13 protein-coding genes, 1 tRNA gene and 1 pseudogene are annotated in these 17333 nt (G+C 52.0%); 12 read left to right on the top strand and 3 right to left on the bottom strand.

Annotation, left to right across the window (positions count from 1 at the left end; genetic code table 11):
• The first annotated feature begins 95 nt into the window (after positions 1-95).
• The 10 genes from CMUST_RS12680 to CMUST_RS16130 all read left to right on the top strand — a co-directional run bounded on the left by CMUST_RS12680 (position 96) and on the right by CMUST_RS16130 (position 7786).
• Positions 96-1613: an acetyl-CoA hydrolase/transferase family protein gene (locus CMUST_RS12680; protein WP_047262815.1), complete on the top strand. Its 1518-nt coding sequence runs from the start codon at positions 96-98 to the stop codon at positions 1611-1613.
• Between the two features lie 175 nt (positions 1614-1788).
• The gene (locus tag CMUST_RS12675) at positions 1789-2616 is read left to right on the top strand and encodes a PTS sugar transporter subunit IIA (RefSeq protein ID WP_047262814.1); all 828 of its coding nucleotides are present in this window, start codon (positions 1789-1791) and stop codon (positions 2614-2616) included.
• Between the two features lie 9 nt (positions 2617-2625).
• Positions 2626-4164, top strand: a complete 1539-nt coding sequence (locus CMUST_RS12670) for a PTS ascorbate transporter subunit IIC (RefSeq protein WP_047262813.1) — start codon at positions 2626-2628, stop codon at positions 4162-4164.
• A 182-nt stretch (positions 4165-4346) separates the two neighbouring features.
• A tRNA-Lys gene (locus CMUST_RS12665) sits at positions 4347-4422 on the top strand.
• 175 nt (positions 4423-4597) lie between these two features.
• The gene (locus CMUST_RS12660; RefSeq protein WP_047262812.1) at positions 4598-4903 is read left to right on the top strand and encodes a nucleotidyltransferase family protein; all 306 of its coding nucleotides are present in this window, start codon (positions 4598-4600) and stop codon (positions 4901-4903) included.
• Positions 4904-4922: 19 nt separating this feature from the next.
• The gene (locus CMUST_RS12655; protein ID WP_047262811.1) at positions 4923-5237 is read left to right on the top strand and encodes a HepT-like ribonuclease domain-containing protein; all 315 of its coding nucleotides are present in this window, start codon (positions 4923-4925) and stop codon (positions 5235-5237) included.
• A 236-nt stretch (positions 5238-5473) separates the two neighbouring features.
• Positions 5474-5740, top strand: coding sequence for a hypothetical protein (locus CMUST_RS12650; RefSeq protein WP_047262810.1), 267 nt, complete (start codon positions 5474-5476; stop codon positions 5738-5740).
• Positions 5741-5889: 149 nt separating this feature from the next.
• Entirely contained in the window at positions 5890-6414 is a 525-nt protein-coding gene (locus CMUST_RS12645) for a hypothetical protein (RefSeq protein ID WP_047262809.1), read from the top strand.
• A gap of 209 nt (positions 6415-6623) precedes the next feature.
• Positions 6624-7178, top strand: coding sequence for a hypothetical protein (locus CMUST_RS12640; RefSeq protein ID WP_047262808.1), 555 nt, complete (start codon positions 6624-6626; stop codon positions 7176-7178).
• An 86-nt stretch (positions 7179-7264) separates the two neighbouring features.
• On the top strand, positions 7265-7786 hold the full coding sequence (locus CMUST_RS16130) for a hypothetical protein (protein WP_052844769.1): 522 nt from the start codon (positions 7265-7267) through the stop codon (positions 7784-7786).
• A gap of 117 nt (positions 7787-7903) precedes the next feature.
• On the opposite strand, the gene CMUST_RS12630 is transcribed toward CMUST_RS16130, so the two are convergent.
• Genes CMUST_RS12630 through CMUST_RS12620 form a run of 3 tightly spaced genes read right to left on the bottom strand, consistent with a single transcriptional unit; the run spans position 7904 to position 10616 of the window.
• On the bottom strand, positions 7904-8464 hold the full coding sequence (locus CMUST_RS12630) for a TetR/AcrR family transcriptional regulator (RefSeq protein ID WP_047262807.1): 561 nt from the start codon (positions 8462-8464) through the stop codon (positions 7904-7906).
• 55 nt (positions 8465-8519) lie between these two features.
• A complete protein-coding gene (locus tag CMUST_RS12625; protein WP_047262806.1) occupies positions 8520-10172 on the bottom strand; it encodes an ABC-ATPase domain-containing protein in 1653 nt (550 codons plus the stop codon).
• Positions 10173-10196: 24 nt separating this feature from the next.
• Complete coding sequence (locus CMUST_RS12620; RefSeq protein ID WP_158408233.1) at positions 10197-10616, bottom strand: helix-turn-helix domain-containing protein; 420 nt, start codon at positions 10614-10616, stop codon at positions 10197-10199.
• Positions 10617-11014: 398 nt separating this feature from the next.
• Here CMUST_RS12620 and CMUST_RS12615 point away from each other — a divergent pair, with 398 nt between their 5' ends.
• The gene (locus CMUST_RS12615; protein WP_047262805.1) at positions 11015-14488 is read left to right on the top strand and encodes a helicase-related protein; all 3474 of its coding nucleotides are present in this window, start codon (positions 11015-11017) and stop codon (positions 14486-14488) included.
• A gap of 85 nt (positions 14489-14573) precedes the next feature.
• Positions 14574-17327, top strand: a pseudogene (locus tag CMUST_RS12610) (DUF1156 domain-containing protein).
• The last annotated feature ends 6 nt before the right edge of the window (positions 17328-17333 follow it).

Raw genomic sequence — 17333 nt, 5'->3', positions numbered from 1 at the left:
CATTTAAGGAGACTGCCTCATGAGCGGTGTTACAGCAACAGCTTTCCTTATATCAGCCACACGGGTTGTTATGAGGGTTAACGAGGAGGAATTTAATGTCTGAGCGCATTGCGAACGCAAAGCTTGCTGGCAAGGTCATGTCCGCTGAGGAGGCCGCGCAGTTCGTCAATCATGGCGATAAAGTGGGTATTTCTGGCTTCACCGGCGCGGGCTACCCGAAGGCGCTGCCTACTGCGATTGCTGAGCGGGCAAAGGAAGCTCACGACCGTGGTGACGAGTTCATGATCGACCTGTTTACAGGTGCTTCCACTGCTCCTGACTGCGATGGTGTGCTTGCTGAGGCTGATGCAATTCGCTTCCGTACCCCATACCAGTCCGACCCAATCCTGCGAAGCAAGATTAACGAAGGTATTTCCCTTTACGCTGACTACCATCTTTCCGAATCTGGCTTGTACGTTGAGCAGGGATTCTTCGGTCAAATGAATGTGGCGATCGTCGAAGCTGTTCGCATTACCGAGGAAGGCCATATCGTGCCATCCTCATCCGTTGGCAACAATGTGGAATACCTGGATGCGGCAGAAAAAATCATCATTGAGGTGAACTCCTGGCAGTCGCGTGAGCTGGAAGGTATGGCAGACATCTACCGCATTAACTCGCTGCCTAACCGTCAGCCTATTCCGATTACTGAGCCAGGCCAGCGTATCGGTACCACCTACATCGACATCGACGTGGATAAGGTTGTGGCTGTTGTTGAGACTGATCTGCCAGACCGCAACGCACCGTTTAAGCCTATCGACGACCAGTCGAAGCAGATTGCAGGTCACTTCCTTGATTTCCTGGAGGGCGAAGTTGCAGCTGGCCGCCTTACTTACGACGGCTACATCATGCAGTCTGGTGTAGGTAACGTGCCAAACGCAGTGATGGCTGGCTTGCTGGACTCGAAGTTTGAGAATATCCGCGCTTATACCGAGGTTATCCAGGACGGCATGGTCGACTTGATTGACGCTGGCAAGATGACTATCGCTTCGGCAACCTCCTTCTCCCTGTCTCCGGAGTATGCAGAGCGGATGAATAACGAGGCTTCGAAGTACTCCAAGCAGATCATCCTGCGTCCGCAGCAGATTTCCAACCACCCTGAGGTTGTTCGCCGCCTCGGCTTGATCTGCACCAACGGTTTGATCGAGGCTGATATCTACGGAAACGTCAACTCCACCAACGTGATCGGTTCCCGCATCATGAATGGTGTTGGTGGTTCTGCTGACTTCACCCGAAACGGCTACATTTCCTCCTTCATCACCCCTTCGGATGCAAAGAACGGCGACATCTCCGCCATCGTGCCATTCGTTTCGCATGTGGATCACACCGAGCAGGACGTCAAGGTCATTATCACCGAGTACGGCTACGCGGATCTGCGCGGCTTGGCGCCACGTGAGCGTGTAAAGAAGATCATCGCTTTGGCGCACCCAGACTACCGGCCATTGCTGGAAGAATACTACGAGCGGGCAGAGGCTCTTGCTAAGGAGCGCAAGACCCTACAGACGCCACACGACCTGGCAACTGCTTTTTCCTTCCACCAACGCTTCGCTGAGACTGGTTCCATGAAGATCAAGTAGTTCTTCATTCCAATGAAAGCGGCGGTGTGATTACCCACAAAAGTGGTGATCGCACCGCCGTTTTTCTGCCTTTTATTAGCTGTAATTTAGGCAATTGACATGAAATAGGTGTTCACTATTACCGCAGCTAATCTGACGTAACTTCCAGTGAAAAACTCAACTACTATGCAGTGGTATGAGCACAATTTCACAATTCCTGGCGCCGTCGCGCATCACGCTCGATGTCCCCGCCAGCACCTGGCAGGCAGCGATCCGCCTCGCCGGAAATTTATTAGAAACCGAAGACGTAGCAACGGCCGACTATACCGACGCAATGATCGACACGGTGAAAACCAAAGGCCCCTACATTGTAATTGCTCCTGGTTTCGCATTCGCTCACGCGCAGTTCAGCACAGCCGTCAAATCCACCGGCATGTCCGTGGTTCGGCTGCGGGAACCGGTGAAGTTCGGGCACGAAACCAATGATCCAGTGCACATTGTATGGGCTTTGGCTGCAACCGATCATTCCGCCCACCTTGCGGCAATGAAACAAATAGCGCGGGTGATCGGCGACGGGGAGCGTCGAAAAGCATTGGAGACTGCCGCCACCCCGGAGGAATTTTTAGCAATTCTTGACACCCCGCCAGCGTCAGCAACGGCTAAGCCGCAGGTTACAGGCCACCGTGAGGTGACGTCGGCAAATGCGTCGACAAGCGTTGGTGATGCGGTGCCATCGACTGGCAAAATTCTTACAGTGTGCGGAAACGGCCTGGGAACCTCACTGTTTTTGAAGAACACGCTTGACGAATTGCTGTTGCGTTGGGGGTGGGCGAAATACATGACCGTGGAAGCCACCGATACTATCTCGGCCAAAGGCAAGGCAAAGGAAGCCGACGCCATTTTAACCTCCGGTGCTATCGCGCAGGCGCTTGGCGACGTCGGGGTTCCAGTGCGAGTCATCCAAGACTTCACATCACTTTCCGAAATCGATGCTGCACTGCGCAGTCTCTACGTTGTCGAATAAAGGCAGATCATGGACTTTCTTACCAGTATTCCCAGTTTCCTTGTCAATGAAATTCTTTCAGTACCAGCTTTCTTAATTGGTATCATCACGGCCGTGGGCCTTGCTGCCATGAAACGACCCGGTGGGCAGATCATCGGCGGCGCGATCAAAGCCACCCTGGGCTTCCTGCTCATCGGGGCTGGCGCGACGTTGGTCGTGGCATCCCTGGAACCGCTTGGCGCCATGATTACCGGTGCAACTGGTGCCCAGGGTGTGGTGCCCACCAACGAAGCAATCGTTGGTATCGCGCAGGAGAAATTCGGTTCCCAAGTCGCCTGGATCATGATCGCAGGTTTTGCCATTTCACTACTGCTCGCACGTTTTACTCCGCTACGGTATGTGTTCTTAACCGGGCACCACGTGTTGTTCATGGCGACGATGGTGACCATCATTTTCGCATCCGCCGGCTGGGATTCGTGGCTGGCGATTCTGCTCGGTTCGCTGGGACTGGCCATTGTTATGGTGTCGCTGCCAGCATTTGCCCACCCGTTTACCCGTAAGATCACCGGCGATGATTCGATCGCCATCGGCCACTTCGGCACCGCAGGCTACGTGGCTGCCGCCGCAGTGGGCAAAGCAGTGGGTAAAAACAGTCGCTCCACCGAGGACATGAAGCTGCCTGAAGGACTGCGCTTTTTGCGCGACTCCATGGTTTCCACCGCCTTATCAATGGCATTGATGTACATGGTGCTCGCCATTCTGTTTATGGTGCGGGCTGGAACCGAAGAAGCATTCACCGCGTTTGAAGACGGTGCCAGCTCTGTCGGTAACTACCTGGTGCAGTCGTTTACCCAAGGTTTGCAGTTTGGTGTCGCGGTCGCCGTGATTCTGTTTGGTGTACGCACCGTGTTGGGTGAATTGGTGCCCGCATTCCAAGGCATTGCCAAGAAAGTGGTGCCCGGCGCGATCCCGGCCCTCGACTGCCCGATCGTGTTCCCATATGCCCAGAATGCTGTGCTCATCGGTTTCATTTTCTCCTTCTTAGGCGGCCTAGCTGGCCTCGCCATTTTGTCGGTGTGGCTCAACCCAGCATTCGGACTCGCCTTGATTCTGCCCGGCCTGGTGCCGCACTTTTTCACCGGTGGTGCGGCTGGTGTCTACGGCAACGCAACCGGCGGCCGTCGGGGCGCCATGCTGGGTGCGTTTGTCAACGGCTTGCTGATTACATTCCTGCCGTCGATCTTGCTCGGTGTGCTCGGTGAATTTGGCGGTGAGAACACCACATTCGGCGACGCTGATTTCGGCTGGTTCGGCATCGCTATCGGTACTTCTGCGCACGCTGGCCTGGCCGTGGGCGTTATTGGGGTGCTGGTGGTCTATGCGATCATCCTGTTCGGCGCCATCGCGGTACAGAAGAAATTCGTCGACGGCGTTTCCATCACTCCTATTAGTGCCGCGACGGAAACCTCGGTAGACGCCCCGGCAACCCCTGCGGTCGCCGCTACCGCGTATCCGAAGATTCTGCCGCCGGAAGGCGCACCACAGCCACCGCGCGCTGCAGAAATCTAAATGAGATAAAAGGCTTCAGGTATCGCGTCGTCAGTTTCGGCCACGCGATACCGGAGCTTTTGCTTTTCGACGCCCCCACGTGCCTCGCGACGATACATATCGGGGCAGGTAAAACTGCGATTTCCCAACTTCAGCAGAAACCGCTAAAATAGCTCTCTGTTGGTTGCATTCATTTCAACCACGGGCCTTTAGCTCAGCTGGTAGAGCTACGGACTTTTAATCCGCAGGTCCCGGGTTCGAGCCCCGGAGGGCCCACCATTAGTGTTTTACTCGACCCCTCATCATGGAGATATTTTCGTGATGAGGGTTTTTGCTGTGTTGGTGTGGCTTCACCTCGAGATCGTTGGGAAAAGATGGGGTGAAGAGGTGCATTGGGGCGAGCCATTAATCTAGTCATTCACCTGCGGTTTTTCGCGTGGTACAATGCGAACATATGATCACTCCATCAACCTCAACGCAAAACTATGACCTGCCCAAAAAACAGATCGTTTTAGCTATTTTGCGCAAATTTGGTGTGGTGCGGGCACAGCTGTTTGGTAGCGCTGCGCGCGGTGAGCTTGGGCCAAATAGTGACATTGATTTGCTCGTTGAATTAGATGGAAAGGTGGATTATGGCAAACTTTTGCTTCTCTCTGAGGAGTTAGAGGTAGCCACCGGTAGGCGTTTTGACGTCCTTACTTCTATTAAAGAAGTTTTTCGCCCCTATATTGAGCCCGAACTTGTGGAACTGCCACTGTGAAGTCCGTTCCCCTTATCTAATGATGACGATAGACGCGGGGCGTCGAGCATCGTCATACAAACCAGCTACATTAGATAAATTCTTAGCTGCCCCAATTATTCAAGACGCAGTATGCATGCGGCTCCAGGAAATGGGCGAGAATCTATCGAAAATCCGTCGAAATTTCCCCGACTATTTCCAACGAGTACATTCAGGTAGCTGGAATAAGCTCATTGGTCTACGCAACATCATCTCCCATGGTTACGGTGAGGTGGATATGGAAATCGTTTGGGAGATATTGGAAGAACATCTCGACGCCTTAATTACAGAACTTGAAAAGCTTGTGGCGGACTAACTACCACTAAACTAGCTCTTCTGGTTGTGGTTTTTGGCAGGGGGTTGGGGGTTAAGGGACAAAAAGTGTGTCTGGTTGATGTTTCGTGGACAGTTGCAGTCGACCGTGGCGGCTAACCACTTGTGCGATTCGGGTTACGATGAAAAGCGCAACCATGTTTGGCAAAACAAACTGGTGCTTTATGGAGCTTCGTGGCACGACGGACAAAAATTTTTAATCGCGAAAGGGACCAGGAAATGAAGCCTATCACTATAGCCACTCTGGTCAGCTGGGGTTTAACACTTGGGTTGGTTGTGCTTGCGGTGGTTCTGCGGGCCATCGATTCGGGCGAGAATGGCATGAACTTCGGATATGCTTTCGCGCTTATGGGGGCTATGGCAATGGGGCTGATTGCGCTGGTGATAACGGTTGCAAACATCATCAGCCGCGCGATTACGAAACGCCTCGCCATTAAACACGGGCTTGCAGATCATCTGTCGGAAGCTTCCACCCGAATGGAATAAAAGTAACTAGCTTGGGTGTGCGTCGAAAAGCACGCGGAGACACAAGTAACCCGCGGCGACGATGCGGCGCTACGCAGTGCGAAGTAACGCCTAAGAGGGGTTCGGCGATTTATTAAAGGAAAAGGCAATCGCAAAGAAAGGAAATTGCTATGGCTATGATGCGTAAGATCGCGGCAGTCGCGATGGCAGCCGGAATCGCAATCGCAGGGCAGCCAGCGGCAATGGCTAGGGATGTTAAGATGCCGTTCCCGCTTGGGGGCGTACATACCGTTGATTTCTATGGCAGCTCGGTATGTTACTGGCCAGATGGGAAGGGTAACAGCCCGGTTCATCAGCGCTTCTTTGTCAGCGCATACGACAAAGACATGAACAACAATGGCAGGCTTATCTTCTACATCGGTAACTTCTTGCCATTCAACTCGGCGACCGTGAACTGGAAGAACAAAACCACTGGTAAGGAAGGTTCGCAGACTGTCCGGTCGATCGGTAAGGAAATTGCGATCGGGGATATTGATACTGGTGTGGGTGAGATTGAGGCAACCTACACGGTGACCCGTTCGCTATTCCCAACGCTCAACCCGAGCTCCTCTTTCCCATTGTTCTCGGCAACGCATACGGAGAACATCACCGCACGTGCTATCGACCCGGTGGCCTGTGAGAAAGCTCCGGGTTAATTGTCGTCATGGCTGGGTGGAATGTTTGTTGTGCATTCAGCCAGGATTTCCCTTGGGTTCATAATGTGGTGGCCTGCTCCGGTAAGGGGTAGGGCACTTTTAATTACGGAGTTATTGAACAGGAAGGTGTTGACCAGCGAACCAGTATTACAATATGAAGCAAAGAACTTTGATAGGTAAAAGTTAATTCTAGGAAAGGAGACACCATCATGTCTTTAGGACGAAAAATAGTGGCGGCTGTGCTAACCGCTAGCGTTGTGTTTGGTGGTTCAGCAGTGGGGATTGCGCAGGCGGATGAGGCTAACAAAATGATGGCCCAAGAAGAGCGGAATGTGCGGATGTTCTACCCACGTGGCGGTGAACACACGATGAGATTCGTTATGGGGACCATCTGCAATTGGGACAAAAACAACCCGCAAGGACCGATCGATCAATCGATCTCGCATTACATCTACGATAAGGATGAGCTCCACGAAAACGTCATCGATGCGGCTAGTTCACATTTTCTAACGCATAACTCGTATACCGTGAAGTGGAAGAATAGAACCACAGGTCAGGAGGGCACGTTTACAGGCCGCACCCTGGGAAGTAGCGCGATGTCTGGGCATATCAAAACCGGTATCGGCGAGATTGAGACGACGGTAACGCTCACGCGCTCCTTGCTTCCGACACTAGATCCAGGATCGTCCGTCCCGTTTGTGTCGGGCACGCACAGCGAAACGTTCGTATTGCCAGCTGCTAGTCGCGCAGCTTGTGGTCTATAGAAGGGGCGTTAATTCGTCCGCGTGACGGTTTCGTTGCGCCAGCTTTGGTTTTCGTATTTTTTAACAGAGTTAAGGAGGAGAACACCATGTCTTTCGGACGTAAGCTAATAGCCGTTGCGGTGGCGGTTGGCCTTGCTTTCGCCAGCCAACCAGCGGCAATTGCTAGGGATGTATTAATGCCGTATCCGCTTATCGGGTTACGGGAAGTCGATTTTGAAGCTGGTACTAAGTGTGCGCCACCCGGCGGCAAGGGCTATGTGCCATTCGAGCAATCGCTGTACTTCAGCATCGAAGACGATGATTCGCCGGTGATCGGTTCGGGCGATTTCGATCTCAATAAAATCCTGCCATACAACACTGCGACGGTTCATTGGAAGAACAAAGCTACCGGGCAGGAAGGCACGAATACCGTTCATTCGGTTGGCCGAAATATCTCAGGATATGACATATTTACTGGTGTTGGGGAAATCGAAGCGACGCTGACGATTACTCGTTCGATATTCCCGGAGAATTCCTCCGTGCAGTGGTTTAGTACCACCCACACCGAGACGTTCACTGCTCCTGCCCGCGATGCGCAGGTGTGTAAAAACTGGCCGCGTCGTCCATAAGTTTTGGGCTTTTCGACGCACCACCGCCGCACGTCACATGCTGGCCTGCCTGAGCACCCCTGAGCGGGCCAGCATGCTAATTTAACAGATGTAAAACTTTTTCCTTTTGTAAAACTTCTAGGAAACGTTGTGGGCGGGAAATGCTGAAACGCTGTCAAGAATCCGGTTAAGATCATCAGCGGGGCTTACTATGTGAGCCTGCGGATTATTAGCAACAGCTGCCACATGTTTCGTTAACGTCCATACGACACCCGCGGCAAGAAAATCCCACAGGTTATCGTCGTATTCGACAGCACCCGACCGGCTGTACAACCAACCGGCGGTGAGTTTTACTGCATGGGCGTGAAATTCCATCCCACTGGGGCCGTCGTAAATATGCCAATAGAACTGAGCATCGCTCTCAACAGCTGCGATCAACTCAGCAATCTGGTCGCCGGAATTACCGGAGATCGCGGCAAAAACCTGTGCTAACCTGGCGCTGCCTGCGGCAGCGAATAAAGACCCTAAATCGGTGAAATGCTGGTAGAACGTGGGGCGGCTCATACCAGCAGTACTCACAACGGTTGTAACCGAAATCTCGGCGGCGGGCGAGTGGTTTAACAATGTATCGGCTGCGGCGATAAGGGCCGCGCGGGAACGGGCGGCGACGGGATTTTCCCGCCGAAAAGCTGGCTGCATACCCAAGACTTTAACAAAAATTAAAGCTATTACAGGCGTAAATAACAGGTTATTTTCAGCGCACGAGCTTCAATCCTCGATACCTATTTACAGCTGCGATAACGTCCTGCCGACGGGGCCTAGCAAATAACCCCGGATGCCCGTTATGAGGGGCGATAACCGCAAGCCCATCGGCGGCAATGGCGTCGAAAAGCGAATCCACCAGGGCAGTCACACTTAAGGTTCCATCCGCCCGCGCCGCCAGCCAATCAAGAGCGTGGGCGATACCCGTGGTCTGCGAGGCGTCAATGAGCTGGATTAAGCCGGAAAGATCAATGGTGTCCTTACCGTACCGGATCTCTGAGCGCCTTAGTGCCTTCGCAGGTTTGCGCTTATCTGGGGCCTGAAGCCCACCACGCGCCGGAATGCGGGGACGCGCGGTGAAATCGCTTATCGACGCCTCCTGTATCTGTACCGAACCACCCGCGATTGCATGCGCCTGATCTGTCACATCGCGCGGAACATAGGCGTTCATGGCGATAACCAGGTCGGCCTTTTCAAAAAATGCCCCGGAACCGCCAGCAACCACGATCGTCGACACACCCAACTGCTTACATAACGGCCGAACCCGCTGCGCAAACGGGGTAATCGGCTCATCATCGGCCGGAATTAACTGTTGCATCAACGAATCGCGGATCATGAAATTCGTCGCCGAAGTATCCTCATCAATCAGCAATGTGGAAGCACCAGCAGCCACCGCTTCCATCACATTCGCCGCCTGCGATGTTGAGCCCGACGCATTAGTGGTGGAAAACCACCTGGTATCCACCCCGGAGGGCAGATTGGAAATAAACGGCGAAATATCAACGCCAGTTACCGCCCGGCCATCCTCGGCGCGAACAGCCGTTGCATCCGCCCTGCTAATCACCCATTCCCGACCATCGCCACGGATATGGTTATACACCCCGCGTTCAATAGCGCGCAGCAACGTGGATTTCCCGTGGTATCCACCACCAACAATCACCGTAACCCCAGCAGGAATTCCCATTCCCGTAACCGTCTTACCACTTGGAACAGCCACCGACACCGCCAACGATTCCGGCGAAACAAACGGCACTGCGCCTGAACCCAGCGGCAGGTCACTATCCCCGGAACGCCGGGGCAAAACCGCACCGTTTCCCACGAAAGCCACCAAATTACGGCGGGCTAATTGCGCACGAATAAACTCCTGATCCCTAACCAAGGCAACATGCGCCGCCAATTCGCACGTATCAAAATCAAGACAATAATCGATAATCGCCGGAAGCGTGTGGCACAACAACCGCGCCGCCGACCGGCCTTTAATCCGCCGCCCCGCCGCCGGAAGTGCCACAGCGCACCGAATAATCAGCTCGGACTTTGTTATCACAACATTCGTTCGTTCCATCACGACTTGGATAGGATGCCCCACGTGTACTGCCGAATCCACCGCTCTACCCGCAGCCCGGCGCATAACGAAATCCGCAACCGCAATCCGGCCAGCATCATCGCTGATGAGGTCGTCAGAAATCCCCGTTACCGCGCGGGAAATGGTCACCTGCATCAACGACGGCGGCGCATAAGGATCACTTTGCACCCGATCAATCGATAACCGTCCCACCCGAAGATCATAAGAACCCTTGATGCTTTTATACGCACTATAGCCCTTGCCATCTAAGGAGTTAAGAAGACGATTCAGCTGCGAAGACATGACAACCAATGTAGCAAGAGGCTTCTACGTTAAGGATTCCTCGAAGTTGATCAGCTCAAAGATCGCTTCGCGCTCTGTTTGCTTCATCTCCTCCCGAAGTGCACACACCTCCTGGGTGTTAAGCCGATGGTGGCTTCCTACCTTTCGGGCAGTCAAACGGCCACTGCGGATCAACTTCATCACGGTAGGGCGTGAAACATTCAGCATGGAAGCGGCTGCCGTGGTTGTCACTTCCGTAGGCATTGCGGAAAGGGAGATGGTTTCGCCTTGCGCAAGAGCATCTCGGATGTGTGTAAGTAAGGCTGTTACTTCTTCAGGGATGTCGCATTTGTTGGTGTCCCTTGCTGAACTATCGCCATTTAGGTTCTCTATGAACGTAATGATTGACTTCCGCTCGTCTTCGTCTAGCAGGATAGAGCAGGTGTTGCGAACTGTAATTGACATGTTGTTATACACCCCATTTTTGGTTCCTTTGCCAGCCCATAAGGGCATGTACCACCATCGTAGGGGTTTCACTTATAACTGTAAAGCTTTGTTTTGCAGGTCTGCTACATGGACTAACCCGATAGATGGTCATGAAAGTATCATCACAGGATTACTTCTCTGGCCTATGTGGTGGGGTGGTGTCCGTAGGTATTTTAAGTAACCATCTGCTACCAAAACCTAAAATTTGGCTAAATGCTACGGTATTCTGTTGTGTGCAATAACGGTTTATGGGGCGCTTCGGTGGTGCACACACAATCTAAAACTGTAGTAACTGCACTTTCCCATTTATCACTCTTAAGGTATTTGAAAATGCTATGCAGGAAACCAATCTTCGTACCTAACCAGGAGACGAACCAGTGCGCATAAGTGATTTGAAATCAGGGCAACGGCTGCATGGCGTGAGTTCGCAGGGGCTTGTGGAGCTGGTTGCTGTGATTGAAATGTCGGATGATCTTGCGGAAATAGTGTTCAAAGATGGTGAAGGTAAAACCGACACCCGCATAGTGACAGGCAATGACATGGCCCAGATTTCTGTCGTTACAGATGCTGAAGCCGCGCCGGAGTTTACTGGAGATCCAGATGATTTCCGTCTAGCTGCCGAAGCATTGCGCATTAAATACGCGGCGTTATATGACCCCATAGCTGCGGTCAATAGTTCAAATGTTGACCCGTTACCGCATCAAATCCGCGCAGTATACGAAGAGTTATTGCCTCGAGTTCCGTTGCGGTTTTTGCTTGCCGACGATCCCGGCGCGGGTAAAACCATCATGGCTGGGTTGTATATCAAAGAGCTCATTTTGAGATCCGATTGCGAGCGCGCGATCATCGTCGCGCCGGGTGGTCTGGTGGAGCAATGGCGAGACGAGCTGGCGCAAAAGTTTGACGTTCGGTTCGAGATTTTCAACCCGCAGTTTGCCCAAGAACAAATGTCCAATCCGTTTGTGGATCAACCGTTCGTGATTGCGCGGATGGATCAACTGTCACGTAACGATGAATTGCTAACTCAGCTACAGGCAGTATCGTGGGATGTTGCCATTGTTGACGAGGCACACCGTATGTCCGCGCGGTATTCCACCTGGTCGGGCGATATTAAACAAACAAGACGCTTTAATTTAGGACAAATTCTGTCGGAAACCGCGCACCACTTTTTGCTGATGACAGCCACTCCGCACGCGGGCAAAGAAGAAGACTTCCAGTTATTCATGTCGTTGTTAGATAGGGACCGGTTTGAAGGCCAATTCCGGGACGGGGTACATCGTACGGACACCAAGGGGCTCATGCGCCGAATGGTGAAAGAGGAATTATTAACCTTTGAAGGCAAACCGCTATTCCCAGAACGCCGTGCCTACACGGTGTCGTATGAGCTTAGCCCTGGTGAGCGCAAACTTTACGAGGAAGTTTCTGATTATGTACGTACCGAAATGGGGCGCGCTGACCAAATAGCCCAGTCTGGTGATGGGAAACGTGGAAATAACGTTGGCTTTGCGTTGACTGTTTTGCAGCGCAGGTTAGCGTCTAGCCCAGAGGCTATTTTGAGGTCATTGGAGCGTCGTAGCGGAAAACTTACAGAGCAGCTAAAGCAGCTAAGACAAACCGGTGGTAAACCAGTGGGTTATTCCGCTGACCGAGATTTCGATGAAGATATTCCACTATTTCATCTCAGCATTGAAGAACAGATCCAATTAGAATTCGATATTGAAGACCTGGTGGGAAGTTCTACCGCTGCGAAGACCATCCCAGAATTGGAATACGAAATTACGGTTCTCGGCAACCTCATTCGATTAGCACGTCAGGTGCGTAGTACGGATGAAGATAAAAAGTGGGTGGAACTGCGCACTATCCTTGATGAACAACTCCTGGCAAAAACCGACGGTGATTCTCGCAAGATCATCGTGTTTACGGAGCATCGGGATACGTTGAATTACTTGGAACAAAAGATCCGAACGCAATTTGGCCGGGCAGAAGCGGTCCTTACCATTGATGGTACGACTTCTAGGGACGAACGGCTCCGCGTTCGAGAGAAGTTCACCCATGACCCGGAGGCGGTAGTGTTACTTGCTACTGATGCGGCAGGGGAGGGGCTGAACCTACAACGCGCCCATTTGATGGTGAATTACGACTTGCCGTGGAACCCTAATCGGATTGAGCAACGGTTTGGCCGGATTCACCGCATCGGGCAGCGGGAGGTGTGTCACCTATGGAATCTCGTAGCTGAAGATACTCGTGAAGGTGCAGTATTTAGTCGGCTACTTAGCAAAATTGACAACATGAACCGTGCTTACAGTGGCAACTTATTCAATGTCTTAGGCGAAGGCGGTGCATTTGAGAACCGGTCGTTGCGGGACTTGCTTATCGAAGCCATCCGGTATGGCGATAACCCACAAACCAAAGAAAAGCTCGATGACATCATTGATGCCAGTGTCTCCGTGGGATTAGAAGACATTATGACGAAGCGGGCACTACATAAAGAGATGTTTGATCCCCTTGATCTGGATGAAGTGCGTAAACGCATGGAGAATGCCCGGGAGAGAAAACTTCAACCTGGCTTTATTAGTGCTTTCTTTATTCCTGCTTTCAAAAGGTTAGGTGGAGCGATACATAAACGTGAACAAGGACGCTATGAGATCACTCGCGTTCCCGCGCAAGTGAAACAAGCCGCACGCAACGCCTTAAGCCTAACGCCCATAACTGACCGCTATGAACGAGTGACTTTCGATACCAAGTTCATTGAGCACCCGTCGCGAATTGATGCGACTTTGATCGCGCCGGGTCATGCGTTGCTTCACTCGGTTATTGAGCAAACCATCGCTGGGCTTCCTGATGTTTTACGTGAAGGTACAGTTTTCGTCGATCGAAGTGATAAGCAGCTAAACGAACCGGTATTGCTCTATACCCTCGAACAGTGCATTACGGCGGGTGCTAAGGAGGATGTGGTATCCCACCATTTCGACTACGTACAACTGACCGAATCTGGTGAGGTTACCAATACCTCTGCACCTGTGTATTTGAACTACGAACCACCAACGGAACAGGAATACACCCAGATCACAGAGATATTAAATCAACCGTGGCTGAAAACTAACCACGATAGCGATGTTCGTGGGTGGAGTTTTCAATACGGAATGCAGCCGCGTCTTGCTGAGGTTAAACTCCGGCGGGACATTGATATCGAACGTACCCGCACCCAGGTTCTAGAACGCCTTAATGCCGAAATCAACCACTGGGATGAACAATACAATCGTCTCTATGCACTAGAGCAACAAGGTACAGTCGGCCGATTGCGCGCTGAGACCGCCAAGAGTCGCGTGCTGGAATTGGAACTACGCCTTGAAAACCGCATGGTTGAATTGGATGAATCTGCAAAACTGATACCCAAACGAGTGCAAATTCGTGGCGTAGCATTGGTTATTCCCAGCGCAATGCTGAAATCCGCCCCAACCCGCAACACGAAAGAAGTCGAACGCCGCGCCGTTACGGCTGTCCTCAATGCTGAGCGCAAATTGGGCCGCAACCCGGAGGAGATGCAGCACAATAATCCTGGTTTTGATATCCGCTCCACCACAGCTACCCAAAGCAATCTCTATATTGAGGTGAAAGGCCGGATTGCTGGGTCTGATTCTTTTACCATCACAGCTAACGAGGTGGCTTTTGCCCAAACCCAAGGCGATCACCACATACTGGCCTTGGTTAAAGTCCATCCTGATGGCCCCCAATATGACCAAGTGCGGTACATAACCCACGCCTTTGACCACATTGAATCCGCAATTACTACCCACGCTTACACCGAGAAGTGGGATGCGTATTGGGATAAGGGCACCCCACCGCAATAAACTAGGCTAGGCATTTTGTAAAAAATGTACATGCCATATAGCAGGCTACATACCCCCAGATTAAGCCCGGCCATAGAAAGTAACCATGAAGAAGAAACTGATCGAAACGTCTCTGCCCCTTGAAGCAATCAATGCGGCATCTGCGCGGGAGAAGTCCATTCGCCATGGTCATCCTTCCACACTTCACTTGTATTGGGCACGCCGTCCGCTCGCAACCGCGCGGGCGGTGCTTTTTGCCCAGCTTGTCGACGACCCCGCATCGCGCCCGGAAGAATTTCCCACCCCGGAGGCGCAAGACCTGGAACGCGCCCGGCTGCATAGCCTGATGGAAAAACTCATTGTGTGGGAAAATAGCAACGATGAAAACCTATTCGCCCAGGCGCGTGAGGAAATAAAAAAGAGCAATAATGGCACCCTGCCTGCTGTTCTTGATCCATTCGCGGGGGGGGGTCGATTCCTCTCGAAGCTCAGCGCTTAGGGCTGGAAGCGCATGCTAGCGATCTGAACCCGCTGGCTGTTTTAATAAATAAAGCGCTCATCGAAATACCGCCAAAGTTTTCTGGTCAAGAACCTGTATTTCCTAAAACCGCTTGTGAACAAGCATCTTGGAATCGTGCCGAAGGATTAGCCGCTGATGTCCGCCATTATGGGGAGTGGATGCGTGACGAAGCGGAGAAACGAATCGGTCACCTTTACCCGAAAGTAAAAGCACCCGGCGGAACCGAACACACAGTCATCGCCTGGATTTGGGCACGTACAGTCATCAGCCCCAACCCAGCCAACCCGATCGAAGTCCCCCTTGTTCGTTCTTGGTGGCTTAGCAAAAAAAGGCAAAGAAGCCTGGGTTCAAGCCACAGTCAAGGACGGACAAGTCCATTACGAAGTCCAACACAATGCTGATGGGCCTAAAGGGGATGAAGACGGAACTCGAGTAGGGCGTGGTGGTGTCTCGCTAGCTGATGGAACTCCTATTTCCGCCGACTATATTAAGGAACAAGGGGTCAATGGAAAAATGGGGGTCCATATGACTGCCATTGTTGCGGAGGATAAAAAAGGGCGCCTATATCTTTCGCCAACTATAGAACATTCGCATGTCTCAGATATTCATACACCTGTTGACGTTCCTAATCAGGAATTGCCGTATGATCCGCGTAATATCTGGACTCCAGCTTATGGGTTAACAAAGTTTTCGGATTTATTCACGCCCCGCCAGCTAACAGCTCTCACGACTTTAAGCGACCTTGTTTCAGAAGCCCGAGAACAAGTGCTCAAAGACGCGCTCGCAGCAGGTCTACCCACTGGTCAACGCCTTGATGATGGCGGCACAGGTGCAGAAGCGTACGCGGATGCGGTTGCTAGTTATTTGGCATTAGGCGTAAGTCGAACAGCAGATTATTCTTCAAATCTTTGCAGTTGGCATAACACCGGCGAAAAAATGCGAAACGTCTTCGGCCGGCAAGCAATTCCGATGGTGTGGGACTTTGCGGAAGTAAATCCTTTTTCGAAATCGTCTGGTAACTTTCTCGGGCAAATCGACTGGGTGAGTAAAGTAGTCGCTAAAACACCTGCTGTGGCAATAGGCGAAGCAAAACAGATAAGCGCAACTGAACGCACATATGGCCAGTTGGTAATTTCAACTGATCCGCCGTATTACGACAACATTGGGTATTCGGATCTCTCCGATTTCTTTTATGTGTGGCTCCGGAAATCTCTTTCTGAAATTCAATCTGCAACAGTAGGAACGATGCTGACACCGAAAGCGGATGAATTGGTGGCTAATCCGTATCGGCATGATGGAAAAGCAGGCGCGGAAAAGTTCTTCGTTGAAGGATTCAACACGGTATTTCATCGGATTCGTGAAGACGATGTGAATTCATCTGTGCCAATGACTGTGTATTACGCCTATAAACAGCAAGATGCTGGAAAAGACGGCACAGCTTCAACTGGTTGGCACACATTATTAGAAGGTTTGATTCGCTCAGGATGGGAAATTACCGCCACTTGGCCAATGCGTAGTGAATTGAAGAACAGGATGCTTTCCTTGGGGACAAATGCCTTGGCATCCTCCATCGTTTTGGCTTGCCGTGCCCGCCCAGAAGAAGCACGGACTATTACGCGCCGGGATTTTGAACGGTTATTGAAGTCAGAATTACCGGAATCGCTGCGTACGTTGATGCAAGGTGCGATTGCGCCGGTGGACTTGGCTCAGGCGGCTATTGGTCCGGGTATTTCGGTGTTCTCACGGTTTGCGCGGGTGCGGAAAGCAAATGGCGATGATATGAGCGTGAAAGATGCGTTGCAACTGATTAATGCAACGCTGGATGAAGTCTTGGGCGAGCAAGAATCGGATTTCGATTCAGATACCCGATTTGCGGTGAAATGGTACCGGCAGTACGGCTGGGAATCAGACAGCGCTGGTATCGCTGACCAATTAGCGCGTAGTTCTGATACCTCTATTGGGGCATTGGAACGCGGCGGTATTTTTGAAGCTAAGGGTGGAAAAGCCCGATTGTTATCGCCAACCCAACTGGACGGTGAATGGGATCCGTTAACGGATGACCACGTTAGCGTGTGGGAAGCTGCCGTTCGCTTGGCAGCGGTGCTAGACAAAATTGGTGCAGACAAAGTCGCGGAACTTTTGCCTTCGGTACAGGACAAAGTGAGTCTTGAGGCGGTCAAAGAACTGGGCTTCTTACTATTCCACGAGGCAGAGAAGAAAAAAGACACTGAAGACGCAGTCTTGTTTAACGGACTGGTCAGTTCCTGGGGCGAATTGAATGAACAGGCCCGTCAGTATGCAAGTCGACCACGAGCGGAACAACAAGCTTTCGATTTTTAAAACGGG

It is taken from the genome of Corynebacterium mustelae, assembly GCF_001020985.1.
Classification (GTDB): domain Bacteria; phylum Actinomycetota; class Actinomycetes; order Mycobacteriales; family Mycobacteriaceae; genus Corynebacterium; species Corynebacterium mustelae.
Note: the sequence above shows the minus strand (reverse complement) of the source record. Positions and strands in the feature narration are given on the sequence as shown.